The organism is Methylobacterium sp. M6A4_1b, assembly GCF_053345175.1.
Genome location: NZ_JBKEZQ010000011.1, coordinates 73,915 through 98,624, shown reverse-complemented (window position 1 = coordinate 98,624; position 24,710 = coordinate 73,915). Strand labels below are relative to the sequence as shown.

Sequence of the window (24,710 nt, the reverse complement as noted above, 5' to 3'; positions counted from 1 at the left end):
CTTAAGATCGGATGAATGCTTTTTTCAGAGCTCGTTAAATCGCGCAGCCCTAGCACGGCCGCTGAAATGACGGCGCTCCGGACTCTCCGGCCCCGGCCGTCGAGCGATGAGCAGCAATGAGCATTGATTCGAGCGACCCGAACCGCAGAACCGAACCCGGCGCTGTCCATCTCGCGACACCGATGACGGGCAGCCTGATGCAGGCGGGACCGGCACCCGTGACACGGATGCGGTCGGACGTTGCCGGGCTTGGAATCACCGCCGTCGACATTGCGCACGCGATCGTTCCCGGCATCACGCCGTCCCCGCAGGTCCGAACCGGCCCGGGCGAAGCCGGGATGACGGCGGAGGCCCGGCGGCGCATCGGGCGCAACCTGCGCCTCCTCTACGCCGAGGTGCTGAACCAGCCGCTACCCGGCCGATTCGATGCCCTCCTCGCCGATCTGGCCGCCAGCAACACCACGCGAGGATCTTCATGACCAACGCGATGCCAGCCCCGGTCGGTACACCGCAGGGCGCCGACGACGAAATGCGCGGACTCCTGCTCGGGGCGATCCCGGCCCTGCGGGCCTTCGCGTTCTCGCTGACCTACGATCTCGACCGCAGCGACGACCTCGTCCAGGACACCCTGGTACGGGCCTGGACCAAGGCCGACAGCTTCACGCGAGGCACCAACCTCACGGCGTGGCTGTTCACGATCCTGCGCAACCTGTTCTATTCCGAGCAGCGCAAGCGCAAGCGCGAGGTGGAGGATGCCGACGGCGCCCTGGCCGGGCGCCTGACGAGCCTGCCCGAGCAGGAGATCCGGGTCGAGATGCTGGAGTTCCAGGAGGCGCTGAACGCGCTACCCTTCAGCCAGCGCGAGGCCCTGGTCCTCGTCGGTGCGCAGAGCTTCACCTACGAGGAGGCGGCCGAGATCTGCGGCGTCGCCGTGGGGACGATGAAGAGCCGCGTCAGCCGGGCGCGCGGCCGCCTCATCGAGAGCCTCGGAATGAACGGGACCGACGATATCGGCGCCGATGCCTTCACCCGGGCGGCATTGGGGGCACCGCCCGGGTAGCAATCGCGCGCCGGGCAAGGCGCCGCCCAGAGGCGATCGCGTGGAGGCGATCACCTGGACGGCCTCTCAGACGCCTGCCGTCGCGCAAGGCGGGCGCCTTCAGGACGCGTGCAGGTCCTCGATCAGCCCTCCGTGGGCCTCGCCGTCGCGGGCGAGCACCGGCTCGAACCCGGGACGTGACGTCGTTCGCCACCAAGGCCCAGAATGCGGTCGGTCCGGCGGAACTCTCGTGTATCGCACCGCTTCCCTGGCGTACGTGGTCGCGCAAGGATCGACGACGCGCCGTCGCGGCTGCGCAACCCGCTTCGACCCACCCGACTGCGCCGAGAACCAGATCACGAAGGCGTTGCCCAAGATCATCGCCGAGGCGACCCATCCGGAACCGAAGCAGAGCTTCGACGCTCGCCACCGTCAGACGGAGGATCGGATCCAACGCCCGGAGAAGGTCTTTCGGGAGCGCGGGCACAGCCCCAGGGCGGTCACCCGACCGGCGATCTACGGCATCGTCGAGGAGGCCAACGGGGTTGCCGGTGAGATCGCCGGCAAGGAGACGTGCCGGACGCCGCCCGCGTGGCCACGGCCCAGCCGATGGAGCATCGGGAGATCACCCGCTACGGAACCCTGATTGCCTGGGCCAAGCGTCTGGGGCGGAAGGAGTGCGCCAGCGTTCTCCGGCGGAACCTCGACGAGGAGTAGTCTACGGACCATCTGCTCACCGGCCCGGCGGAGCGGCAGGTGAACCAGCGCGCGGCCGGAAGCGGCCCGGTGCACGGTTGGGATTGCGCTGATCCGAGCCGTTGCTTTTTGGGCCGCGTCCCGCGCACCCTGGTGCGGCCCGGTCGTCCGTCCGCGGCGGATCGAGACCCCCGAAGAGAGGCCCATGGCCCGCAAGCGCGCGCGACCGACGAACGAGATCCTGCTGGAGGCGGCGGCCCGCCTCGGCCTGCCGCCCCGCAGCGTCGAGGTGGACGCCCTGCGGCTTCATCTCGGCCTGCCCGATTATGGCGGCCTCGTCGAGGATGCGGTGGTCGCCAAGGCCCTGCGCGAGCTGAGGGCGCGGCGAGCCTTCGCCGAGGGCGGTGTCGCGGCCGTGAAGAAAGCGGTTCCTGCCCTGCGCGCGGCTGTGATGCGGGACGGCAGTATCGCCTGGACCATCCGGACCCTGATCCCCGTCCTCGACGGCGGGCGTCTCGACCTGCGGGTCGATGCGACGCCCGAGACCGGCATCGCCGGCATCCTGTCCGGCATGGCTCATCGCAACGATCCGAATTGGCGCCTCGAGGAACTGCGCGCCGCCGTCGCCGAGACCCAGCTGCGGACCGCGAAAGCCCTGCGCCGAGCGGTGGAGCGTCTGCGTGACCAGGTCGCCGAGGACCTGCGCGAGGTGGGAGCCGATGCCGCCACCTATATCGACCACCTCGACCGATCCCTGCGCTCGCGCGCCTTCCTCTTCTCGCCCAACCTGAACCAGTCGCTGACCGATACCCTGAAGGGCGTGCGCACCCGCGCCCGCAGCGTGGCGCGGGAGGATTCGCGCCTGCGCCGTCTGCGCGATCAGGTCGGCTTCGGCGCCTACATCGAGAAGTTTACCGCCGCCCGGCGCCTCGGCCGGCGCATCATCTTCCACATGGGTCCGACCAATTCCGGCAAGACCTATGCGGCCCTGGAGATGCTGCGGGCAGCACCCACCGGCACCTACCTCGCCCCCCTGCGGCTGCTGGCGCTCGAAAACTACGAGGCCCTGGCCGAGCGCGGCCTGCGCGCCGGCATGGTGACGGGCGAGGAGACGCTGGGCGATCTCGACCCGACCCATACCGCGCGCACCATCGAGACCGCCGACCTCACCCGGCCCGTCGACGTCGCGGTGATCGACGAAATCCAGATGATCGCCGATCCCGACCGGGGCTGGGCCTGGACCAATGCCCTGTTCGGCGTCGCCGCTCGCACCGTGGTGGTCTGCGGTTCGGACGACGCGCTGGCCGCCGTGCGCCGCGCCGCTGAGGCCGCCAACGAGTCCTTCGAAGTGATCACCTTCGTGCGCAAGACGCCGCTGGTGCTGCAGGAAACACCGGTTCCCCTGGAGAAGGTTACGCCGGGCGACGCGGTGGTGGCGTTCTCCCGCCGGGCCGTCCACGAGAACCGTGAGATCCTGGTGGCGGCCGGGCACCGGGTGGCGACGATCTATGGGGCGCTCTCGCCCGAGGTGCGGCGCGCGGAGGCCGCGCGCTTCCGGGCGGGTGACGCCGATGTCCTCGTCACCACCGACGCCATCGGCATGGGCCTCAACCTCGGTCCGCTGAGGCGGATCGTCTTCTCGGCGGTGCGCAAGTGGGACGGCGTCGGCGAGCGGGCTCTGACCAATTCCGAGATCCGTCAGATCGCCGGGCGCGCCGGCCGCTTCGGGCACCAGGACGAGGGCTACGTCGCCGCCGTCGACGAGACAGGGCTGGAGCCGATCCGGGCGGCGCTCGCCGGCGCGCCGACCGCGCCCGCCGCCGACACGCGCTTCTTCGTGCGCCCCGACCTCATCGCGATCAATTCCGTGGCCGAGGAGATGCGCACCGACAGCCTGCGCGAGGTGCTGACGCACTTCGCTCGCGCCACCTTCTACGCCGGCTCACCGTTCCAGCCCTCCGCCCTGGAGGAGATCCTGGAGATCGCCCGGGTGGTGGACAAGGCGCGCTTGCCGATCGCGGAGAAGTTCGCGTTCTCGGTCTGCCCGGTCAACCGGCGCGACCCCGTCTCCCTTGGGATGCTGGAGCGCTGGACCCAAGCCCGGGCGGCGGGCACGAGCGTGCCGGCCCTGCGGGCGAACCTCGCGGGCGAACTGGACTACCAGGAACGGACGGTGAAGCTCGCCAGCGCCTATCTCTGGCTGTCCCGGCGCTTTCCCGAAACCTTCGACGATGCCGATGCCATGCGGGCGATGCGTGCCAAGGCGAACGGCGAGATCGAGCGCCATCTCAGGGAGACGGCAACCCGCAAGGTCGAGCGGCGGACCCGGCGGGCGGGCGCGCGGGGCTGATGGGTCAGTCCCTCTGCGCCCGCCATGATCCGCCGTAGTGACCGGTCGGNCGGCCAGGGGGAGGGGAAATCCCCTCCCCCTGGCCGATCCGGGACGCGTGTCGAGCGGGTCGCGGCTCAGGCCGACTTGAGGTGCGCAGCCAGGTGCTTGTTCATCTCGAACATGGTGCACTTGTCCTTGCCGAAGACCTTCTTCAGCTTGTCGTCGGCCAGGATCTCGCGCTTGTTCTCCGGGTTCTGGAGATTGTGCTTCTTGATGTATTCCCAGACCTTGCTCACCACCTCGCCGCGCGGCAGAGCGGCATCGCCGACGACGGCGGCGAGCTCGGAGGACGGCTTCAGCGGCTGCTGCAGGGCGTTCGGCTTGGCACCCTCGCCCTTCGGCGCGGCGACCTTCTTGCCCTTGGCGGCGGGCTTCTCGGCGTCCTTCGGGGCAGCCTTGGGGGCGGCCTTCTCGGCGGTCTTCGTGGTGCTCTTTGCCATGGGGTCTTCCTCCGGATGTCGACGGTGAGCGCCGGTACGCCCACGGCCGGTGGCCTCGCAGCGCATAGCTGCAACAACTAAGCGGTGCCGCGAGCGTTCCAAGGGGAAACCGTCCTCTGCGCGCCTGTCATCCACAGGCGCAGAGCCGGCTGTGCGGTCGAGGCCGCTCCGCACAGAGAAGAGACGGCTTCGACTTGGTGAGAACTTGGTCTGCGCCGACCTGTACTTCGGCGCGGAGTCGGGGCAGGGCGCCCATGCGGGTGGGCGTGAGCACGGGTAAGAAAAATCATTGGGCAGCAAGGGTTTGTCGGGATGTCCGAGCGGATGCGCTCCAGCGTCCGCGCGGCCGGCCGCACCGACGTCGCCGGCTGGCGTCGCGCCGTGCCGACGGGGAACCGGTCCGGGCTCGCGTACAGTCCGAAGGGCGCCGCCCCGCGCGCAAGATTTTATGGCGGCGACGAAGAATTGATGCGCAAGACTTACTGGAAACGACGGGGGCGGACGATGGAACCGGCAGGGCTCGAACCGGTCGTCACGCCGCGACGCGCAGTTTTGGGACGGAGCCGGCCCAGGAGCATCACCGAACCTTAAGGGAGACCGATGATACCGAGGGCATGATCCTCCTTGCCTTCACGCTCTCGCTGGGTGCCGCAGCCGCACTCATCATCGGCCTCGGCACGCTGGTCTCGGTCGAGGCCCAGGCCGGCCCCGGCGCCCGTGGCGATGCCGGCCTGATCTGACGGCCGGCGCCCGAACCGCCTGCGCCCTCGAACGCTGCACCCGGGTTTTCTTCCTGTCCGGGTTCGAGCCGTTTCCGGAGAGCCGCGGGCTGCGCCGGAGGATGGCCCCGCAGATCGGCGTGCCGGTCGTCGAGCGGGCCGGAGGCCGGAACCCCCGCGCGGGTCGCGGCTTGTCCGGTCGAGCGCCGCGTCCGGTGTTCTCACGTCGCCGAACCCATCTGCAGAGAGGAATGCGCATGCCGACGGACCTTCCGAACGAGCGCAGCATCCGCCCGGCCGGGTCGATGGAACTCGATCCCTCGGCCGAGGGTGTCGCCATCGACGAGACCCGCCGCTTGATCGCCTCGAACAAGGTCGAGGGCACCGCCGCTTACAGCCACGACGGCGAGCACGTCGGTACGGTCTACAACTTCATGGTCGACAAGGTCTCGGGCCAGGTCGCCTATGCCGTCATCTCCTTCGGCGGGTTCCTCGGTCTGGGCGAGAGCTACCATCCCGTGCCCTGGCGTGCGCTGACCTACAGCGTCGATCTCGGCGGCTACGTCGTCGACATCGACCGCGACACCCTGGCGGGCGCGCCGACCCACGGCCCCGGTGAGGATCCCTTCGCCGACCCGGCCTTCGGCGAGCGCGTCGACGGCCATTACGGTGGCTCGAAGATCCCGACCGCCTGAGGCGCCGGACGGGCGCCTCAGTTCTCCGGCGCCGCCAGGATCCGGTCGAAGTCGAGGAGTGCGGTCTCGATGACGATCTGCGTGCGGCTGATCACGTCGAGCTTGCGCAGAATCTCGGAGACGTGCGCCTTCACGGTGGAATCCCCGACCTGAAGCTCGTGCGCGATCTGCTTGTTGAGCAGGCCCTGGCGGATCATCGCCAGAACCCGCACCTGCTGCGGGGTCAGGCTCGCGACCCGCTCGGCGATCGGCGCCTTGCGGGTGAAGGACGGCGCAAGCGTCGCGGTCGGTAGCTTCGCCGGCACCGAGAGGCCTCCAGCCAGCACATCCGCGATGGCCCGCGTCAGCGTCGCCTTGTCGACCGCCTTCGGCACGAAACCGGCCGCACCGTGGTCGAGCGCCTCCCGGATGATTCGCGGATCTTCCAGGCCCGAGACGACGAGGATCGGCACCCGCGGCGCCTGCGCCCGGATCGCCAACAGCCCCTCGAAGCCGGTCACGCCCTGCATCGACAGGTCGAGGAGGATGATCTCGATGGCAGGCTGCGCCCTCAGTACCGCGCAGGCGCTGGCGATGCCGTCGGCCTCGTGCAGGGTCGCGTCCGGATAGGCGAGGCCCACTGCGCTGGCGAGGGCGTCGCGAAAGAGCGGGTGATCGTCGACGATGAGGAGATGCATGCCCGTTCCGCCCGGTGCGTGCGCCCCTGTTCCGGAGCCGTTCGGTGCCGCATTGCGCGGGAACCGGCCGCCCGACATACTCGTGTCATCGCACAGAACCGGGCGTCAAGTCCGGCACGCGTCGAGCATTGGGGAGCGCAACGTGGCAGAGGGGACGCAGGTGCGTACGCATCTGTGCGGCATCACGACGGCGTGGACGGACGCCGCCGCGGCCGCCGTGGCGATCGCCGAGATCGGCGAGGCCATTGGCCCGCGTCCCGTCGCCCAGATCGTGGCCTTCTTCTCGGCCGATTACGACGTCGAGACCTTAAATCGCGGGCTCTGCGCGCGCTTTCCGGGCGCGGGCATCGCGGGCTGTACCATGTCGGGCGGCATCTCGCCGGCGGGCGGCCTCGATCGGGGCCTCGTCGTCATCGCGTTCCCGAGGGCGGGTTTCCGCATCGTCTCGACCTTGCTGGACGCCATCGACCATCTCGACGTGGAGCGGACCGCCTCCAGCGTGCGGACCCTTCGCCGGAGTCTCGACGGGGTGGGCGCCGATCCGGCATCCGGCCGCTACTTCGCCGTTTCTCTGATCGACGGACTCACCAATGCCGAGGAGACGGTGGTCTCGGCCATCGCCTGGGCGCTCGACGGCATCCCCCTCGTCGGCGGCTCGGCCGGCGACGATCTCACCTTCCGCGAGACCGTGTTGCTCCATGACGGCCGCATCCACCAGCGCGCCGCCGTCCTGCTCCTCGTCGAATCCGATTTCCCGGTCCAGATCTTCAAGAGCGACAATTTCGAGCCGACCGGGACCAAGTTCGTGGTCACCGCGTCCGACGACGAGCAGCGCATCGTGCATGAGCTCAACGCCGAGCCGGCGGCGCGCGAATACGCCATGGCGGTGGGTCTCGATCCCGAGCGCCTGTCGCCGATGAGCTTTGCCGCTTATCCCCTCGCGGTGAAGGTCGGCGGCGAGTATTTCTGCCGGTCGATCCGGCGCATGAACGCGGATGGCTCGCTCAGCTTCTTCTGCGCCATCGACGAGGGGGTGGTGCTGACCCTGGCGCGTCCGCGCGACATCGTGGCGGCGACGGAGGCCGAACTCGCCCGCCTCGACGCGGCGCTGGGTGGCATCGACCTCGTCATCGGCTTCGAATGCGTCCTGCGCCGTCTCGACGCCGAGAGCCGGCAGGTGCGGCACGGCATCGTCGATCTCTACCGACGCTACGACATCGTCGGTTTCGACACCTACGGCGAGCAGTACCGGTCGATGCATCTCAACCAGACCTTCACCGGCATCGCCATCGGGCGGGGCGAGCCGGGCCGCGGCGGGGCCAAGCCATGATCGTCCTGCCGCCGGAGGCCGCACCGCGCGCGGTCGCGGAGGACGCGCACCTGCGGCGCATCGCCAAGCTGGAGCGCATCAATGCGGCCCTGATGGCGCATGTCGAGCGCAGCATGGACCAGCAGGGCGGTGCCTACTCGCTGTTCCAGACCGCCACTATGCTGGAGGGCCGCGTCCGTACCCGGACCGAGGAGTTGACCGGGCTGATGCACCGTTTGGAACGCTCCAACACGGCGCTGGTGGCGGCCAAGGAGGAAGCGGAGAACGCCAACCGCTCGAAGACCCGCTTCCTCGCCGCCGCGAGCCATGACCTGCTGCAGCCGCTCAACGCGGCCCGGCTCTCGGCCTCCGCCCTGGCCGATTTGCCCCTGGGACCGGAGGCGGCGGCGATCTCGGGTCAGATCGAGCGCGGGCTCCAGATCATCGAGGACCTGATCAAGACCCTGCTCGACATCTCGAAGCTCGATGCCGGCGTGGTGCGCCCGGCGATCAAGCCGGTGGCCCTCGGCGAGCTTCTGGCCAGCAGCGTTGCGAGCTTTCGCCCCTTCGCCGAGCGCAAGGGACTGCGCCTCACCCTGCGCGGACCCGACCTGGTGGTGGCCAGCGACCCGATGCTGCTTCAGCGCATCCTGCAGAACCTCGTCTCGAACGCCATCCGCTATACCCGGCACGGCGGCGTGCTCGTCGCGGTCCGGCGGCGAGGCGACGCCTGCCTCATCGAGGTGCTCGACACCGGCTGCGGAATCGCCCCGGCGGAGCAGGGCCTGGTCTTCGAGGAATTCTTCCGCGGCGGCGCGGATGGGGAGGGGGACGAGCCGGGCCTCGGGCTCGGCCTCTCCATCGTGCGTCGCATGGCCCAGGCCCTCGGCCATCCCCTCGACCTTGCCTCGCGGGTCGGGTGCGGCACCCGAATGACCCTGACCGTGCCGGTGAGCCTGACGCCGCCGGAGCACGCGGTCCCCGCCGCCCCGGTCACGACCCGGCTCACGGGCGCGCGGGTTCTGGTGGTGGAGAACGACCCGCCCACTGCCGATGCCCTGGAACGGCTCCTGCGCGCCTGGGACGCCGAGGTCTGCGTCCACCGCGACCTTGCCGGGGTCCAAGCGGCGCTCGCGGCGGGCATGGATCCGCCGGACCTGCTCATCCTCGACTACCATCTCGACAACGGTGCCTGCGGCCTCGACGTGGCGACTTATCTCGATGGCCGTGCCGAGACCCGCCTGCCCGTGATCGTCACCACTGCCAACCACTCCCCGGAGATCGAGGCGCAGGTCGCCGAACTCGGGGCGCAACTCGTCCACAAGCCGGTCCGGCCGGCCCAGTTGCGGGCGCTCCTGACCTATCTGCTGGCCTGAGCGCACATCCAGGGCGTGCGCGCCCGAAGAGTATTTTGAATAAACTTGGCCGTATCGGAGGCATCGTTCCGTCTTGTCACGCTTCCGTCGGCGGAATGTGAAATCTTTTGCAGGCCCGCTTTCAGTCCAGTTTGATGCTCGATTGAAAAATTTGCATTGCACCAAGATGAAATTGCGCTGCAGCGACAGTTGAACCGCTCTTGCGAAGCTTCCTGCAGGTCTTTACGCTCACGCGCCAGAATAAGACTTCCCCAAGCGCGCGCCGCCGCAGGTCATGACCTGTCGTCCGTCGCCGGCCTGGGATGCGGAGGACGGCCCGGTTCATGAAGAAAAACAAGGTCATCACGGCCGGCGAGGCGATCGCGCTGATCCGGCACAACGACGTGGTCACCACGACGGGCTTCGTGCAGAGCTGCATCCCGGAGGCGCTTCACGCCGCCCTGGAGACCCGCTTCGTCGAGACCGGCGCTCCCCGCGACCTCACCCTGATCATGACGGCGGGGGCGGGCGACAGCAAAGGCCTCGGCACCGGGCGCCTGCACCACGAGGGCCTTCTCCGCCGCGTGATCGCGGCCAATTTCGGCCGCATGCCGAAGGTCGCGCAGGCCGCGCAGGCGGACAAGATCCTGGGCTACAACCTGCCCCAGGGCGTGATCTCGCAGCTCTACCGGGCCTGCGCCGCCGGCCAGCCCGGCCTGTTCTCGAAGGTGGGCCTGCACACCTATGTCGATCCGCGCCATGGCGGCGCCCGGGTCAACGCCGTTACCACGGACGAGATCGTCAAGCTCGTGGAGGTCGATGGCGAGGAGTGGCTGTTCTACACCGCCACCAAGATCGACGTCGCCTTCATCCGCGGCACCTCGGCCGACCCCTCGGGCAACATCTCCTTCGAGAAGGAGGCCCTGACCCTCGATTGCCTCGCCCAGGCGATGGCGGCGCGCAACAACGGCGGCATCGTCATCGCGCAGGTGGAGCGCATCGTCGATGACGGATTCCTGCTGCCCAAGGACGTCCGCGTTCCGGGCATCCTGGTGGATTGCGTGGTGCTGGCCGAGCCCGAGATGCACCGCATGAACTACGGCGTGCAGCACGATGCGGCGCTGGCCGGTCAGATTCGCGTCCCCGTGAGCGGCATGAAGAAGATGCCCCTCGATGCCCGCAAGGTCATCGCCCGGCGCGCGGCCTTCGAGCTGCCGCCCAACGGCGTCGTCAATCTCGGCGTCGGCGCGCCCGAGGGCATCTCGGCGGTGGCCAACGAGGAGAAGGTCACCCCCTACATCACCCTGACCACCGAGGCCGGCGCGGTGGGCGGCGTCCTCGCCTCCGGGTCGAGTTTCGGCGCGGCGACGAACGCCGACTGCGTCATCGACCAGAATCAGATGTTCGATTTCTACGACGGCGGCGGCCTCGACATGACCTGCCTCGGCCTCGCCGAGTGCGATCAGCACGGCAACGTCAACACCAGCATGTTCGGCGGCCGCCTCAACGGCTGCGGCGGCTTCATCAACATCAGCCAGAACGCCCGCTCCGTGGTCTTCGCCGGCACCTTCACGGTGGGCGGCCTGGAGACCGTGATCGAGGACGGCAAGCTCCGGATCGTCACGGAAGGCCGCTCGCAGAAATTCCTGCCGCAGGTGGAGCAGATCACCTTCAGCGGGCACTATGCGCAGATGCGCGCGCAGCCGGTGATCTACGTGACCGAGCGCTGCGTCTTCCAGCTCACCGACGAGGGCCTGGAACTCATCGAGGTCGCCCCCGGCATCGACATCGAGCGGGACATCCTGCCCCACATGGGCTTCCGGCCGATCATCAAGCAGCCGATGCCGATGGATGCCCGGCTGTTCCGAGACGAGCCGATGGAGCTGCTGGCCGACCTGCTCAACCTCAACCTTCCCGAGCGGGTCAGCTACGATTCCGAGCGCAACATCCTGTTCGTGAACCTGGAGGGCTGGCACGCCCGTGCCAAGAGCGACCTCGACGACCTGCGCCTGGTGCTGGTGGGCGCCTGCAAGAAGGCCGGCCAGCGGGTCAACACCGTGGTCAACCACGACGGGTTCCGCATCAACGAGAACCTGTACGACGACTACGCGCACATGATCCAGTACCTGCAGGCGAACTACTACCTCACCACCACCCGCTATGCGACCAGCGCCTTCCTGCGCCTCAAGATGGAAGAGGCGCTGACCCGGCGCGGCGTCGCGCCCCACGTCTTCGAGCGCAAGGAGGATGCCCACGCCTTCCTGGACGGGGCCGGCAAGATCCGGCGCGCTTCCACAGCGATCGCCTCGGCGGCGTGAGCCCGGGGGCGGCGCCCGTCCCGGAGCCGGCGGCGTCGACGATGAAGACGGCTCATGGTGCTTGCGTCGGCACCCGAGCGTGGGCACAACCGATCCGTGCCGCCCAGCCGTACGAGCCTACCCGCCCTCGGGGCCTTCCTGGCGATCGCGAAGCATCGCAGCTTCCGGCGTGCAGGCCTTGAACTGGGCGTCAGCGCCTCGGCGCTGAGCCATGCCCTGAAGGGCCTGGAATCGCAACTCGGCGTGCGCCTTCTCAACCGCACGAACCGGAGTGTCACGCTCACGGCCGCCGGCGAGGACCTCTTCGCCTCGCTCGACGGGCCGTTCGCGGCGATCGGACAGGCCGTCGAGGCGTTGAACCGTCATCGCGGCGAGCCGGCCGGCCGCGTGCGCCTCAACGTGCTGGAGCACGCGAGTGCGCTCCTCCTGGCCCCGGTCCTGCCGGTCTTCCTGGCGCGCTATCCGGATATCGCGATCGATGTCCGCGTCTCGAACACCCTGCTCGACGTCGTCGAGGCGGGGGCCGATGCCGGGATCCGCTACGGCGACACGGTTCCGGAGGACATGATCGCGCAGCGCCTCTCCGCCGAGATCCGCTGGGTCGTCGTCGGCGCGCCCGCCTACCTGGCGCGCTTCGGTGTGCCGATGCATCCCAACGATCTGCTCGCCCATCGCGGCCTGGGCATCCGGCTCGGCAACGACCGCATCTATCGCTGGGAGTTCGAGCGGCACGGCGAGGCCGTCGCCCTGGATGTGCCGGGGGCATTGACCCTCGACAACACCGGGCTGGCGATCGCCCTTGCCCAGGCCGGCGCCGGCCTGGCCTACCTGCCGGAACCCTGCGTGGCGACGCCGGTCCGGGAGGGGACCCTTCGGCGCGCGCTCGACGACTGGTCCCCGGCCGGCCCCGCCTTCCATCTCTATTACCCCGGCCGCCGGCAGCTCCCGACCGGTCTGCGGCTGCTCATCGCGTTGATCCGCGAGATGCGCCCGCTCGGGCTCTGACACCGTCGCCTTCGCACGAAACGATGAGTAGGGCTCATCGCCCCGATGAGGTGGCACGGGCTCACCCCGCCGGATCGTCCCGCCTACATCCAGGCCGACGCTCCGGGACGGTGTCCACCGGCGACGGCGCGCAGGGCGCGGTCATCGGGACATCCTCCGGATCATTGGCGCTTCCACTCTTCGAACCCGTGAGGTCCTGCCATGTCCCGCCCCGATCGATTCACCGGCCGCGTCGCGTTCGTCACCGGAGCCGCCAGCGGCATCGGACGCGCCACCGCGGTCGCCTTCGCCCGGGAAGGGGCTCGGGTCGCCGTCCTCGACCGGACCGTGGCCGCCCTGCAGCAGACCGCGGAAGCGATCCGGGAGGCCGGCGGCGAGGGGCTGCACCTTGCCTGCGACATCGCGCGACCTGAGGAGGTGGAGGCGGCGGTCGCCGAGACGGTCGCGACCTTCGGCCGGCTCGACATCGCCTTCAACAACGCTGGTGTGGAGAACATCGCGGCGCCGGTGGCGGACATCGCCCTCGACGAGTGGGACCGCATCCTCGACATCAACCTGCGCGGCACCTTCGTCTGCATGAAGCACGAGATCGCGCAGATGCTGCGCCAGGGCGGCGGCGTGATCGTCAACACCGCGTCGGGAGCCGGCATCCGGGGCGTCGCCGGGGGCGCCAGCTACGCCGCTTCGAAGCACGCCGTGATCGGTCTGACGAAGTCGGCCGCGCTCGACTATGCCACCGCGAACATTCGGGTGAACGCGGTCCTGCCCGGCAACATCGCGACCCCGATGATGGACCGCTTCACCGGGGGCGACATCCAGAAGGCGATCGATCTGGAGCCGGTCGGCCGCCTGGGCCGGCCCGAGGAGATCGCGGAGGCGGTCCTGTGGATGAGCGCCGACCTCGGCGCGTTCGTCACCGGCGCCGCGGTCTCCGTCGACGGCGGCTGGTCGCTCTGATCATCACATTTGCGGCTCGGGCCGTCCCGCCGAGGAGGCCCCGGTTGCGGGACGCGCCGTGGCCTGAGAAGACGATGGGATGATCGTTCGTTCGCGCCCGAGCCTCCTCGATATCCTGTTCACCCTGCGCGGCTCGATCCTGCCGCAGGTCGCCCTCAAGGTCGTGGGCATCACCCTGGTGGCCGTGGTCGTGGTGGCGGCGGAGCGACGCTGGCCCGAGGCGTTTCCGATCACCGCCGGCATCGGGCCCTTCACCCTGATCGGGATCGCCCTCTCGATCTTCCTGAGCTTTCGCAACAGCGCCTGCTACGACCGCTGGTGGGAGGGGCGCCGGGCCTGGGGCAGCCTCGTGGTCGAGGCGCGGGGGCTCGCCCGGCTCGTGCCCGCCCTCCTGCCGGGCGAAGCCGCCGAGCCCCTGCGCGGGCGCAGCCTCCGGCGCCTCTCGGCTTTCGCCCACGCCCTGCATGCGCAGCTCCGCGGCGGCGATCCTCGCGCCGCGGCCGCGCCCTGGCTCCCGGAGGCGGAGGTCGCGCCGCTGGCCCGGCATCCGAGTTCGGCGGATGCGGTGCTGGCCGGGCTCACCGCCGATCTCGCCGGGGCCTATCGCCAGGGCATTCTCACCGACGTGCTGTTGGCCGCTCTGGAGCACAAGATCGCCGCCCTGGCGCAGGTCCAGGTGGTGTGCGAGCGCATCCAGAACACGCCGCTGCCCTTCGCCTACACCCTGCTCCTCTACCGCACGGCCTGGGTCTACTGCCTGCTGCTGCCCTTCGGTCTGGCTGCCTCCCTCGGCTGGGCGACGCCGGTGGCCACGGCGCTGGTCGCCTACACCTTCTTCGGCCTCGATGCGCTGGGCGACGAATTGGAAGAGCCGTTCGGGCTGGCCCCCAACGATCTGCCGCTCGACGCTCTGCTGAACACCATCGACGGCATCGTGCTCGATGCGCTCGGCGAGACGGCGCCGCCGCCCCTGGAGCCGGAACGCTATCTGCTGACGTGAGAGCGGGGGCGTTCGTCCGGCGTCGCCGGCTGGGCCGCTCCGCCGACGTCCGGAATGGGTGGATCTCGAGCCTTCCGCGTCCGAGTGAGAGCGGGGACCGGCCGATGTCGTGTCGCTTCCCCTCACGGACAGGAGCGTGCCTCACTTGATCGGACCGCTGTCTGAAGAAGGCTGGGACAGGGTCGAATTCACGTACCGAGCAGCGGAAAAATTGGATGCTGCAGCAATCGCGACGGTCCACCTGGCAAGCTGGAGGGACGCCTACCGTTCGATTCTGGACCCGACGTTCCTCGCTGGTCCCATCGAAGAGGATCGCCACGCTTTCTGGTCTGAGAGGCTGAGCAATCCGCCGCCTAACCTGCTGGTCGAGACCGCCCGAGGACCGAACCGGCGGTTGGTCGGTTTCATCGCGGCCTACCGCGACTTCGATGAGCGTTGGGGTAGTTTAGTTGACAATCTTCATGTCCTGCCAGAGCTGCGCGGCCAGAGGATAGGCGAACGTCTGCTTCGTTCAACAGCACGCCAGTTGGTGACGCTGGGCTCATGCAGTGGCCTGCATCTCTGGGTTTTCGAGGAAAACCGGAACGGCCTCCGGTTCTATCGGAGGCTCGGCGGCCGTGTCGTGGAGCGCGCCACATCACGCATCCCTGCCGCGAGCGGAAAAGCGATCTTGCGGATCTCCTGGCCTTCCCTCTCGACACTCGTTTGACGGTGGCGAAGGATCAGCTTCGATCCCAGGCCGATTTCGAGCGGCGGCAATCACATATCCGAGTTCCGGCGACGCCGGCAGGCACGTATGCGCCACGGTCGGGGTCGACAGCGGACGCAGTCCAAGCCATCCGCCATCGACCCGAACCGCTCAGTACTCCCAGAAGATCCGCTGCAGTTCCTTCGAGTCCTGCGTCTTCGTGAGTGCCACGGCGGCGAGGATCTTGGCCTTCTGCGGGTTGAGGTCGTGGGCCACCACCCAGTCGTATTTGTCGTCGGGCTGCTCGGCGTTGCGCAGCACGAAGCCGTCGCCGACGCGGGAGGAGCGGATGATCTGCACGCCCTTGGCGCGCAGATCCTTCAGGGTGTCGACGAGGTAGCCCGCCACCGAGCCGTTGCCGGTGCCCGCATGGATGATCGCCTTGGCGCCCCCCGCAACGGCCGTGGTGTAGGGCTCCGGGTGCATGTTGCCGGAGCCGTACACGATGGCGACCTCCGGCAGGCTGTCGATGGCGTCGATGTTGAACTCGGAGGTGGTGCCGTGGCGCTTCACCGGCGCGCGGAACCAGTAGGTCTTGCCCTCCACCACCATGCCGAGCGGCCCCCACTGGCTGAAGAACGCCGACGGCTTGATGTTCACGCGCTTCGTGGTGTCGCGCCCGGCCTGGATCTCGTCGTTCATGGTCAGGAGCACGCCCTTGGCGCGGGCATCCTTGGCGCCCGCCACGGTGACGGCGTCGAGGAGGTTGAGGGCGCCATCCGCCGAGATCGCGGTGGAGGGCCGCATCGAGGCCACCATCACGATGGGCTTGTCGGTCTTCACCACGAGGTCGAGGAAATAGGCGGTCTCCTCCACCGTGTCGGTGCCATGGGTGATGACGATCCCGTCGACGTCGTCGCGCTTGACCAGGGCGGAGACCTTCTTGGCGAGCTCGATGAGCTGCGCGTTGGTGAAGCTCTCGGAGGCGATCTGGAAGGCCTGCTCGCCGCGCACGTCCGCGACCTGCGCGATGGCCGGCACGGCGGCGATGAGCTTGTCCACCGGCACCTTGGCGGCCTGGTAGGTGGCGCTGTTGGCCGCGTCCGCGCCGGCTCCCGCGATGGTGCCGCCGGTGGCCACGATGACCACCCGGGGCTTGGCCGAGGCGGCCGGGGCCGTGGCCGTCTCGCCGGGCTTGGCCGGAATCGGACCCTCCAGCGCGCGCGCGGGATGAACGGTTCCGGCCATCAAGGCCATCAGGGCGATCGGCAGAGTGCGGCGCATGGGGATTCTCGGGTCGTTTCGGGACCGGCATTGTGGCCCGGCCCGGCGATCAGGCACAGCCGAAAATCGCGTCCGCCCCCGCTCAATGGCGAGGCAGGCGGGCGCGAGGCGCGACGCTCCTTTCCGCTGGTGCGCAGGCGCCGGAAGTGGGGCTCGTCCCTCGGACGAGGGAGGCCGGCGGCGCCACGCCCGCGCCTCGGCTCCCCCGGGAAGGCAAGGGGGCAGGATGTGCTCGCCGCGACGAGGCGCCGTTGCCTCCGATTTCCCTTGCCTCCGCGGCGCGGATGCTGCGCGGTGCGCCCGGACCAAACACAACGCAGCGATCATGACCATCGATCACATCGATCTGTCCCGGGTCGACCTCAACCTGCTCGTCGCCCTCGACGCCCTGCTGGCGGAGCGCAGCGTCACCCGCGCGGCCGCCCGCATCGGCATCGGGCAATCGGCGATGAGCAGCAGCCTCGCGCGCCTGCGCACCCTGTTCGCCGACGAACTCCTGACGCGCGCGCCCGACGGCATGCGCCCGACCCCGCGGGCGCTGGCCCTCGCCGAGCCGGTGCGGACCCTGCTGCGGCAGGTCCAGGCGCTGGTGCGCCGTGACGATGCCTTCGATCCCCGCACGGTGACCCGCACCTTCACCATCGGCCTGCCCGACAGCGCCGAGGTGCTGATCGGCCCGCGCCTCCTCGCCCACCTGCGCAACGCGGCGCCGGGCATCAGCCTGCTCCTGCGCTCCATCGACCGCATCCGCATCTTGCAGGAACTCGATGCCGACCGGGTCGACCTCGGCATCGGGTTCTTCTCGGACGGGCAGACCCACCACAAGCAGCGCCTGCTCTATCGCGACAGCTACCTCTGCATGTTCAACGCCGACCTCGTCGGCCTGGCGCCGCCGATCGCGCTGGACGACTACCTGCGCTTTCCCCACGTGCTCACGAGCCTCAAGGAGACCGCCCACGGCGTGGTCGACGATGCCCTGGCGCGGCTCGGACGCCGGCGCGTCCTGGCGGTGACCACGCCGCGCTTCCTCGCGGTGCCGTTCCTGGTGCGCAGTGCCCCCGTACTGACCACGATGCATTCCCGGCTCGCCACCTTCTTCGCCGGGGCCCTCGGCCTCACCGTGAGCCCGGCCCCGGTGGACCTGGAGGACGTCGCGATCTCGATGCTGTGGCACGCCTCCTACGACGACGACCCGGCCCATCGCTGGCTGCGCCGCACGCTCCGCGCCCTGGTCGAGGAACCGACCGGAACGATCTGACGGCCGGGCGCCGGGATGCGGCCATGGAAGCGGCCATGGAAGCGGCACAATCCTGCGCGATCTGCATGGGCGCGTGAGGATTCGCACGGATGCGATTCGTCGGGATGGCGCTGTGCGTTACCGTTCATCAACCGTTCGGTGATTCCCTCCCAACGTGACGCTACGGATTTGGCACAGGCTCTTCGGGATCAAAGGAACGGAGCTATGAAGAACTCGCTGGTCGCGGCCCTCGTGGCCACAACGGTCGCCGTCGCGGCGATCCCGAGCGCCCAGGCGCGCGATGGCATCAGCCCGGGCGGCGCGGCCGCTCTCGGCGTGCTCGGCGGCCTCGCCGTCGGCGGCGCCATCGCCTCGTCTCAGAACGATGGCGGCTACTACCCCGGCCGGCCGGTCTACCGGGCCCCCCGCCCGGTCTATGTCGAGGAAGAGGTGTGCCACATGGAGCGCCGCGGCTACGTCGATGCCTACGGCTACGAGCACGTTCGCCGCGTCCGCGTCTGCGAATAAGGCGGTCCTCAGCCACAGGACCGCGCCGTCCCGGCGCGGTCGCACCGATCGAACGACAACGGCCCCGCCACTTCGGCGGGGCCGTTGTCGTTTCAGAAAGACGCGACCAGGCCCGCGCCGCCGCATCCCGCGGAAGCATGTAATTGTATTAGTTCTAAAATGTTGCGTTGCGAGCACGTCTGGAGAAAGATCATATTCATGTTGTAGTCCGTTCGTTGACCGGCGCAGATTTTTGTTTCAACTGGTCAAAGTACATTTGGCCATGGGTTGAAACGTGTCCCGTTTGTCTGTGCTATCTTATGAAAAACCGTCGATGCACTCACGCGGCTTGAGGGCGACGCTGTTTTCCTTGGTGGCCATTCTCGCTATCGGCACCGCTTCTCCAGCGACCGCACAGCAATCGAGCCCGCCAAGTGCCTCGAGCGTGACCCTCGATACCCTGGAGGTCGTCGGCGACCGCCGGGGCGGCACCGCGATCGGCGCAGCCGAGGATCCCCGTGGACCCGTCGCCGGCTACGTGGCGACCCGCTCCGTCTCGAGCACCAAGACCGACGCCGCGATCATCCGGACGCCCCAGGCGATCTCCGTGGTGGGGCGCCAGCAGATCGACGACCAGAAGCCGGCCTCGCTCGCGGAGGCGACGCGTTACGCGCCGGGCGTGCGCGGCGAGACCTTCGGCGCCGACCCGCGCAACGACTGGTTCCTGATCCGTGGCTTCACCGCGCAGGAGTCGGGCTACTTCCTCGACGGGCTGCAGCTGTTCACCTCGGCGTTCGCCACCTGGAAGCTGGAGCCCTTCGGCCTGGAGCGGCTCGAGATCCTGCGGGGACCGAATTCGGGCCTCTACGGCGGGGCCAGTCCCGGCGGCATCATCAACGCGGTGAGCAAGCGGCCGCCGATCATACCGATCCGCTACGTCGAGACAGGCGTCGACAATTACGGCAATGCTTATGCGGGCTTCGATATCGGCGGTCCTGTGGACGCGCCGGGCACCGAGGGCAAGCTGTTCTACCGCTTCGTCGGTCTCGGCCGGGCGGGCGGCACGCAGGTGGACTACGTCAACAACGACCGCTTCTTCTTCGCGCCCTCGATCACCTGGAAGCCCGACGCCGACACCTCGCTCACCGTCCTCGCCCAGGTGCAGCGCGACCGCGCCGGCACCCAGAACTTCCTGCCCTACGAGGGCACGGTGACGCCGGCGCCCTTCGGCTTCATCAAGACGAACCGTTTCACCGGCGACCCGGCGACCGACCGCCTGACGCGCGCCCAGGATTTCGTGGGCTACGAGTTCGAGCACCGCTTCGAGAACGACGTCAAGTTCCGGCAGAACGCCCGCCACGGCTCCGTGAGCGTCAACCTCGCCAACCGCTTCGGCGGCGGCTACGCCACCAACTCTGCTGCGGCGGATCTGTCGCGTTTCGACTTCCTTGCCCAGAATACCGGGGTGCAAAGCGACATCGACAACCAGCTCATCATCCCATTTCGCACGGGTGATGTCGGTCATACTGTCCTCGCCGGCTTCGAGTATCGCCGCTATCAGCTCGACGACAATCAGCGTTTCGGATCCGGTCCTTCTCTGAACCTCATCCGACCGATCTATCCGAACACACCGCTCAACCTTTCGTTCGCCCTGAACAACTCGGTCATCACCCAGAATCAGTTCTCCGCCTACCTGCAGGACCAGATTACCTTCGGCAACTTCACCCTGCTGCTCACCGGCCGCAACGACTGGGTCGCCACCGACAACGATCCGCGCACCCCCGGCTCCGTCGGCCAGAGCCGCGACGTCAGCGCCTTCACGGGCCGCGCCGCCCTGATCTACAATGACGAATCGGGGCTCGCGCCCTACGTCTCCTACGCGCAGGGCTTCACCCCGCTCGTCGGGGTCAATACCTCCCTCCAGCAGCTCTTCCTGCCCGAGAAGAGCGAGCAGACCGAGGTCGGCCTGAAGTACAAGCCCCCGGGCTTCGACGGCTACTTCGCCGCCGCCCTCTTCGACCTCACCCGCACGAACGTGCTGACGGCGAATCCGGCGAACGTGCTTCAGTCCATCCAGACCGGTGCGGTCAACTCGCGCGGCTTCGAGGTGGAGGCCGTGGCCAATCTCGCGCCGGGCCTGCGCGCCGTCGCCTCCTACACCGCCTACGACCTCGCGGTGACTCGGGACGGTACCGCCGCCAACATCGGGAAGACGCTGGTCAACACGCCGGAGCAATACGGCTCACTCTTCGTCGACTACACGTTCCAGAACGGCTTCCTGCGCGGCTTCGGTCTCGGCGGCGGCGTACGCGGTGTCGGTCGCTCCTTCGCCGACACGGCCAACCTCTTCCGGGTGCCGGGCTACGTCGTCGGCGATCTCGTCGCCCATTACGACTGGGAAGGCTGGCGCTTCGCGCTCAACGTCTCGAACGTCTCGGACGAGCGCATCGTGAGCAGCTGCAACTCGGTCACGGCCTGCTACTACGGCGAGCGTCGCCGGGTGCTCGGCAGCATCGGCTACCGCTGGTAACCGGTCGCTCCCCCATAGCCCTATGGGGGAGCGCCTCACAGCGGCTGATACGTGTGCTCCTCGGCCGGGAAGGTGCCGGAGCGGACCTCTTCGGCATAATCCTTTACTGCGGCCTCGATCTGGCCGCGCAGGGTGCCGAAGCGCTTCACGAATTTCGGCACCCTGTCGCTCAGGCCCAGCATGTCCTCGAGAACGAGGATCTGGCCGTCGCAGGCCATGGTGGCGCCGATGCCGATGGTGGGCGTGGTGATGTCGGGGGACGTGGCGATGGCCCGGGCCACCGGCTCGACGATGCCCTCCATCACGATGGCGAAGGCGCCGGCATCGTTGATGGCGCGGGCATCGGCCATCAGACGGCGCTCGCCGTCGGCCTCGCGGCCCTGCACCTTGAAGCCTCCCATGGTGTTCACCGACTGGGGCGTGAGGCCGATGTGCCCCATCACCGGCACGCCGCGCTCGACCAGGAAGGCCACGGTCTCGGCGAAGCGTGCGCCGCCCTCCATCTTGATCGCCCCGGCTCCCGTCTCCTTGAGCACGCGGGCGGCATTGAGGAAGGCCTGCTGCGGGCTCGCCTCGTAGGAGCCGAACGGCATGTCCACCACGACGAGGGCGCGCGCTGTGCCCCGGATCACCGCCTGGGCCTGGACGATCATCATCTCCAGGGTGACGGGCAGGGTCGATTCCATGCCGTGCATCAGCATGCCGAGGGAGTCGCCCACGAGGATGAAGTCGCAGTACGGGTCGAGGATGCCGGCGGTGTGGGCGTGATAGGCGGTCAGCGCGATGATCTTGCGCCCCTCGGCCTTGCGCTTGGCCAGGTCGATCGCGCGGATGCGGCGGGACTGAACGGCTTGCGACATCGGACTCCACCCGGCTGGTGCGGCCCGCCGGAACGCGGCGGACCGTCTGCTGGTGGCGTCTCTATACACGGCCTCGCAACGGAGCGCGCGAGCCGAAAGTGACGGTCCCACGGCATTGTCGCCGCGACGCGTGCCGCAACGGGTCGATCGGGTAAATGGTATACCAGATGACGTCCATCCAGGTGCAGCAACGTTCGGAAAAGGACGTCGTGCCGCAAGTCTTGCCCGGGGGCCTCGATAACAGCGATGGCGTCGCTGCTCCGTGCTCTCTCCGGGCGTTTCCTCCCTAGACTTTCGGGCGCCTGTGGGTGCCTTTATTCCGCCACAACAGGACCGCTGTCAACTGCGGTCGTGCCAGCATTCCTGCAGAAGCGTGCCGATAATTTAAGCGTGGCCGCGCGGGCCGGAAACATCGTGCCGCGTCAAGGGGTTCGTTCCGGCCCGGACCGGTCGGGCAGCCGCCTCACCGTTGCGCTTCGCTCCCGGTGCCCGCGCGCCAGGCGGCGTCCTCGGGGATGACCGTGGTGGGATGGCGCTCCTGCCAGCCCTCGATGCCCTCGGGGAACCAGTGCACGCGGGTATAGCCCTGAAGCACCAGCCGCTTGGCCGCGTTCCAGCTGCCCCAGCACTCGGGATGGCAGAAGGCCACGACGGCCCGGCCCTTGTCGCCCCCGGTCAGCTCCGCGACGCGCTCGAGGAACAGGGCCTCGCGGGCGGGGTCGAGGGGCGCGGCGCCCGCATTGGCCATCCAGACCGCGCCGGGCACCGATCGGTGGGCCGGGAGCCAGGGCCGGTCGTCGGGAAACCCCGCCGGGCGCCGGTCGGCCAGGGAGACGTCCAGAAGCACCGGCCTGTCGCGGGCGACGAGGGCATCGAGCGCGTCGATGTCGATGACGCTCGCGCCGGCCAGGGTCGCGGGGGTGTAGCCCCGCTGCGGCCCGGTCCAGATTCCGTCCGGCTCCGGCACGTTGACGGGAGAATCCGCCGGGCTCGCCGCGGCCAGGAGGAGCAGGGCGGTTCCCGCGACCGCGATCCGGAGGAGCCGTTGCCTCATCGCCCCGGACCCATCAGTTCGTGGCGCTCGGCGCGGTGAAGCTGTGCTCCCAGCGGCCGTTTAGGTTGTCCGTGGCCACGACCTTGATCGGGCCCTGGCCCTCCGGGCGCAGGCCGAAATTGATCACCGGATTCGAGGCGATCGAGATGTCGCCGTCGAGGGTCAGCACGGCCTGGTCCCCGCGGGTGATCGTCACCTTGTTGATGTAGCGGGCCGGCGTGTAGTCGCGGGTGACCTGGTTCATCTGCATGCCGCTGAAGTTCGGATGGCGGATCATCAGCGTCGCCTCCACCGGGCGCCCGGGCTGGGCCTCCGCGAATTTCAGCTTCATGTCGCCCATGCCCTTCATCGCCTCCTCGTCGCTCATGCCCATCGGGGCCGAGCAGCCGCCGGAGGCTTTCACGAACTTCGTCGTCTCGAAGAGCTGTCCGTCCTTGGTCTCCACCACCGCGTGGATGTTGGTGTAGTTGTTCACCCGCACCCGGAGCTTGATCTCGCCGGCATCCGCCCCCGGGCCGAAGGCGATGTGGGCGGCATAGGGCGAGGGGTTGTCGTCGATGACGAGATGGACGCCGGCGATCCGGTCCTTCTCCGGCATCGTCAGCGTGATCGGCACAAGGGCCGCATCCATCGCCCGCACCGGGGCGTCGACCGTCACGAGACTGTCGGTCGGCGCGATCCGGCGATCCCCGAAGATCGACTTTTGGATCTCCTTCCAGCGGGCGAGGCGCTCGGATTCGTCGTCGCTCGCGCCGGCGGCGTGGACCGCGCCCGGCCGCAGCGCGGTGCCCGCGCTGGCCAGGGGCAGGGCGAGGGTCAGCGCCGCGAGGACGGATCGGACGAGGACGGGTTTGGCTGGGCGCATCACGGCGTTTCTCCCGGTGGACGATCGGTTTCGACTCTTTGCATCATCATGTGGCGTGGGCGATGCCGGGCTCAAGTCGCCGGCTCACTCCCATTCCAGTTCCTTGAAGGCCTGGGTGACGTTGCGGCCGTTATAGGTGTCGAAGAGGACCCACTTGTCGCGCTCGGCCTGGCCGACGGTCTGGACCGCCTTCTCGATCGGAACGTCCGCCGCGATGGCCTTCCGGGTCTCGTCGCGCAGGGTCGTGAGATAGCGGGCGAGGTCGTCCAGGGCGGGCGCGACATCGACCAGCCTCGGCCCGTGGCCCGGGACCGCCTGGGTCGCCCCTGTCGCGCGCAGGCGATCCACCTCCCTGAGCCAGCCCACGAGGCTGCCGTCGAGGGAAGGAATGCGGGTCACGAACAGGAGGTCGGCGGGAAACAGGATGCCGCTGGCCGAATCGCGCATGGAGAGGTCGCAGTTCGTATGCGCAGCTCCGTGAGCGGTGAAGCGCAGGACGCGCCCGCCGAGGTCCGCCTCGGCGCCGTCCGCCACGTCCAGGGTGGGATAGACCACGCTGCCGGCCCGGTCGGCGCCCAGGATCTCGGCGAGGCGGCCGCGATAATAGTCGCCGCGGGCGTCGAGGGCGGCGCGCAGGGCGTGATGCCCGATATAGACCGGCCTGTCCTCGGCGAAGGCCGCCGCCCCGAAGCAATGGTCCGGGTGGACGTGGGTCAGCACCAGGTGGCTGATCGGCTTGTCGGTGCGCTTCCGGATCTCCGAACGGAGCCAGGCCCCGTCGGCAAGGCTGCCGCCCGATTCGGTGACGAGCACGGACCGCTCGCCCACGATGAAGCCGATATTGGCGATGGCGTCGTCGTTCTCCGGAGTCGCCTCGGCGTCGGGGCCGCGTCGGATGAAGATGCCGGGGCCGACCTCCTGCAGATCGAAGCCCTCGGCCGAGCGCCCCAGGGTCGGCAGGCAGCACAGGCACAGGCCGCCGAACAGGGCGCCGCGCCGCGTGGTACTCCCGCGCGACGTGCTCCGGTGCGATCGGCCGGCGTCAGCCCGCATGGTAATCCTCCGTTTTCTTATTCTACCAAG

Annotated in this window: 22 protein-coding genes and 1 pseudogene; 16 read left to right on the top strand and 7 right to left on the bottom strand. The window is 68.9% G+C overall.

The annotated features are described in order from the left end of the window. The first annotated feature begins 227 nt into the window (after positions 1-227). The 4 genes and pseudogenes from ACLBWX_RS13080 to ACLBWX_RS13065 all read left to right on the top strand — a co-directional run bounded on the left by ACLBWX_RS13080 (position 228) and on the right by ACLBWX_RS13065 (position 4,085). A complete protein-coding gene (locus ACLBWX_RS13080) occupies positions 228-479 on the top strand; it encodes a NepR family anti-sigma factor (protein ID WP_447677493.1) in 252 nt (83 codons plus the stop codon). Then, on the top strand, positions 476-1,060 hold the full coding sequence (locus ACLBWX_RS13075) for a sigma-70 family RNA polymerase sigma factor (RefSeq protein WP_447677492.1): 585 nt from the start codon (positions 476-478) through the stop codon (positions 1,058-1,060). The genes ACLBWX_RS13080 and ACLBWX_RS13075 overlap by 4 nt, the downstream gene beginning before the upstream one ends. Further along, positions 1,020-1,756 (top strand): annotated as a pseudogene (locus tag ACLBWX_RS13070) (YciE/YciF ferroxidase family protein). The gene ACLBWX_RS13075 and the pseudogene ACLBWX_RS13070 overlap by 41 nt, the downstream one beginning before the upstream one ends. Positions 1,757-1,940: 184 nt before the next feature. Continuing rightward, positions 1,941-4,085, top strand: a complete 2,145-nt coding sequence (locus tag ACLBWX_RS13065) for a helicase-related protein (protein WP_447677491.1) — start codon at positions 1,941-1,943, stop codon at positions 4,083-4,085. 116 nt (positions 4,086-4,201) lie between these two features. On the opposite strand, the gene ACLBWX_RS13060 is transcribed toward ACLBWX_RS13065, so the two are convergent. After that, positions 4,202-4,567, bottom strand: coding sequence for an SWIB/MDM2 domain-containing protein (locus tag ACLBWX_RS13060; protein WP_056476824.1), 366 nt, complete (start codon positions 4,565-4,567; stop codon positions 4,202-4,204). A 614-nt stretch (positions 4,568-5,181) separates the two neighbouring features. Between ACLBWX_RS13060 and ACLBWX_RS13055 the strand changes: the two genes are divergently transcribed. Next, the gene (locus ACLBWX_RS13055) at positions 5,182-5,307 is read left to right on the top strand and encodes a hypothetical protein (RefSeq protein WP_447677490.1); all 126 of its coding nucleotides are present in this window, start codon (positions 5,182-5,184) and stop codon (positions 5,305-5,307) included. Positions 5,308-5,543: 236 nt separating this feature from the next. Continuing rightward, complete coding sequence (locus ACLBWX_RS13050) at positions 5,544-5,981, top strand: PRC-barrel domain-containing protein (protein ID WP_447677489.1); 438 nt, start codon at positions 5,544-5,546, stop codon at positions 5,979-5,981. 17 nt (positions 5,982-5,998) lie between these two features. On the opposite strand, the gene ACLBWX_RS13045 is transcribed toward ACLBWX_RS13050, so the two are convergent. Beyond that, positions 5,999-6,658 carry a response regulator gene (locus tag ACLBWX_RS13045; RefSeq protein WP_447677488.1) on the bottom strand — a complete coding sequence of 220 codons (660 nt, stop codon included), beginning with the start codon at positions 6,656-6,658 and terminating at the stop codon, positions 5,999-6,001. Positions 6,659-6,800: 142 nt separating this feature from the next. On the opposite strand from ACLBWX_RS13045, the gene ACLBWX_RS13040 reads away from it, so the two are divergent. The 7 genes from ACLBWX_RS13040 to ACLBWX_RS13010 all read left to right on the top strand — a co-directional run bounded on the left by ACLBWX_RS13040 (position 6,801) and on the right by ACLBWX_RS13010 (position 15,311). Next, positions 6,801-7,988, top strand: a complete 1,188-nt coding sequence (locus ACLBWX_RS13040; protein WP_447677487.1) for an FIST N-terminal domain-containing protein — start codon at positions 6,801-6,803, stop codon at positions 7,986-7,988. Then, positions 7,985-9,343, top strand: coding sequence for an ATP-binding response regulator (locus ACLBWX_RS13035; RefSeq protein ID WP_447677486.1), 1,359 nt, complete (start codon positions 7,985-7,987; stop codon positions 9,341-9,343). Before ACLBWX_RS13040 ends, ACLBWX_RS13035 begins: the two co-directional genes overlap by 4 nt. Positions 9,344-9,666: 323 nt before the next feature. After that, positions 9,667-11,640, top strand: coding sequence for an acyl CoA:acetate/3-ketoacid CoA transferase (locus tag ACLBWX_RS13030; RefSeq protein ID WP_447677485.1), 1,974 nt, complete (start codon positions 9,667-9,669; stop codon positions 11,638-11,640). A gap of 54 nt (positions 11,641-11,694) precedes the next feature. Then, positions 11,695-12,645 carry a LysR family transcriptional regulator gene (locus ACLBWX_RS13025; RefSeq protein WP_447677484.1) on the top strand — a complete coding sequence of 317 codons (951 nt, stop codon included), beginning with the start codon at positions 11,695-11,697 and terminating at the stop codon, positions 12,643-12,645. 201 nt (positions 12,646-12,846) lie between these two features. Continuing rightward, positions 12,847-13,602 carry a glucose 1-dehydrogenase gene (locus tag ACLBWX_RS13020; protein WP_447677483.1) on the top strand — a complete coding sequence of 252 codons (756 nt, stop codon included), beginning with the start codon at positions 12,847-12,849 and terminating at the stop codon, positions 13,600-13,602. Positions 13,603-13,681: 79 nt separating this feature from the next. After that, positions 13,682-14,602, top strand: coding sequence for a bestrophin family protein (locus tag ACLBWX_RS13015; RefSeq protein ID WP_447677482.1), 921 nt, complete (start codon positions 13,682-13,684; stop codon positions 14,600-14,602). Positions 14,603-14,747: 145 nt separating this feature from the next. After that, the gene (locus ACLBWX_RS13010) at positions 14,748-15,311 is read left to right on the top strand and encodes an N-acetyltransferase family protein (protein ID WP_447677481.1); all 564 of its coding nucleotides are present in this window, start codon (positions 14,748-14,750) and stop codon (positions 15,309-15,311) included. 150 nt (positions 15,312-15,461) lie between these two features. Here ACLBWX_RS13010 and ACLBWX_RS13005 read toward each other — a convergent pair whose 3' ends face one another. Continuing rightward, positions 15,462-16,574: a type II asparaginase gene (locus tag ACLBWX_RS13005; RefSeq protein WP_447677480.1), complete on the bottom strand. Its 1,113-nt coding sequence runs from the start codon at positions 16,572-16,574 to the stop codon at positions 15,462-15,464. A gap of 325 nt (positions 16,575-16,899) precedes the next feature. Here ACLBWX_RS13005 and ACLBWX_RS13000 point away from each other — a divergent pair, with 325 nt between their 5' ends. The 3 genes from ACLBWX_RS13000 (at position 16,900) to ACLBWX_RS12990 (ending at position 20,848) form a co-directional block, all read left to right on the top strand. Beyond that, positions 16,900-17,832, top strand: a complete 933-nt coding sequence (locus ACLBWX_RS13000; RefSeq protein WP_447677479.1) for a LysR family transcriptional regulator — start codon at positions 16,900-16,902, stop codon at positions 17,830-17,832. Between the two features lie 204 nt (positions 17,833-18,036). After that, on the top strand, positions 18,037-18,339 hold the full coding sequence (locus ACLBWX_RS12995) for a hypothetical protein (RefSeq protein WP_056476849.1): 303 nt from the start codon (positions 18,037-18,039) through the stop codon (positions 18,337-18,339). A 424-nt stretch (positions 18,340-18,763) separates the two neighbouring features. Continuing rightward, a complete protein-coding gene (locus ACLBWX_RS12990) occupies positions 18,764-20,848 on the top strand; it encodes a TonB-dependent siderophore receptor (protein WP_447677478.1) in 2,085 nt (694 codons plus the stop codon). A 35-nt stretch (positions 20,849-20,883) separates the two neighbouring features. Here ACLBWX_RS12990 and panB read toward each other — a convergent pair whose 3' ends face one another. The 4 genes from panB to ACLBWX_RS12970 all read right to left on the bottom strand — a co-directional run bounded on the left by panB (position 20,884) and on the right by ACLBWX_RS12970 (position 24,680). After that, on the bottom strand, positions 20,884-21,708 hold the full coding sequence (panB, locus tag ACLBWX_RS12985; RefSeq protein ID WP_056476855.1) for a 3-methyl-2-oxobutanoate hydroxymethyltransferase: 825 nt from the start codon (positions 21,706-21,708) through the stop codon (positions 20,884-20,886). A gap of 463 nt (positions 21,709-22,171) precedes the next feature. Further along, the gene (locus ACLBWX_RS12980; protein ID WP_447677477.1) at positions 22,172-22,762 is read right to left on the bottom strand and encodes a rhodanese-like domain-containing protein; all 591 of its coding nucleotides are present in this window, start codon (positions 22,760-22,762) and stop codon (positions 22,172-22,174) included. Between the two features lie 13 nt (positions 22,763-22,775). Continuing rightward, positions 22,776-23,627 carry a quinoprotein dehydrogenase-associated SoxYZ-like carrier gene (locus ACLBWX_RS12975; protein ID WP_447677476.1) on the bottom strand — a complete coding sequence of 284 codons (852 nt, stop codon included), beginning with the start codon at positions 23,625-23,627 and terminating at the stop codon, positions 22,776-22,778. A gap of 84 nt (positions 23,628-23,711) precedes the next feature. Next, on the bottom strand, positions 23,712-24,680 hold the full coding sequence (locus ACLBWX_RS12970; protein WP_447677475.1) for a quinoprotein relay system zinc metallohydrolase 2: 969 nt from the start codon (positions 24,678-24,680) through the stop codon (positions 23,712-23,714). Between the last annotated feature and the right edge of the window lie 30 nt (positions 24,681-24,710).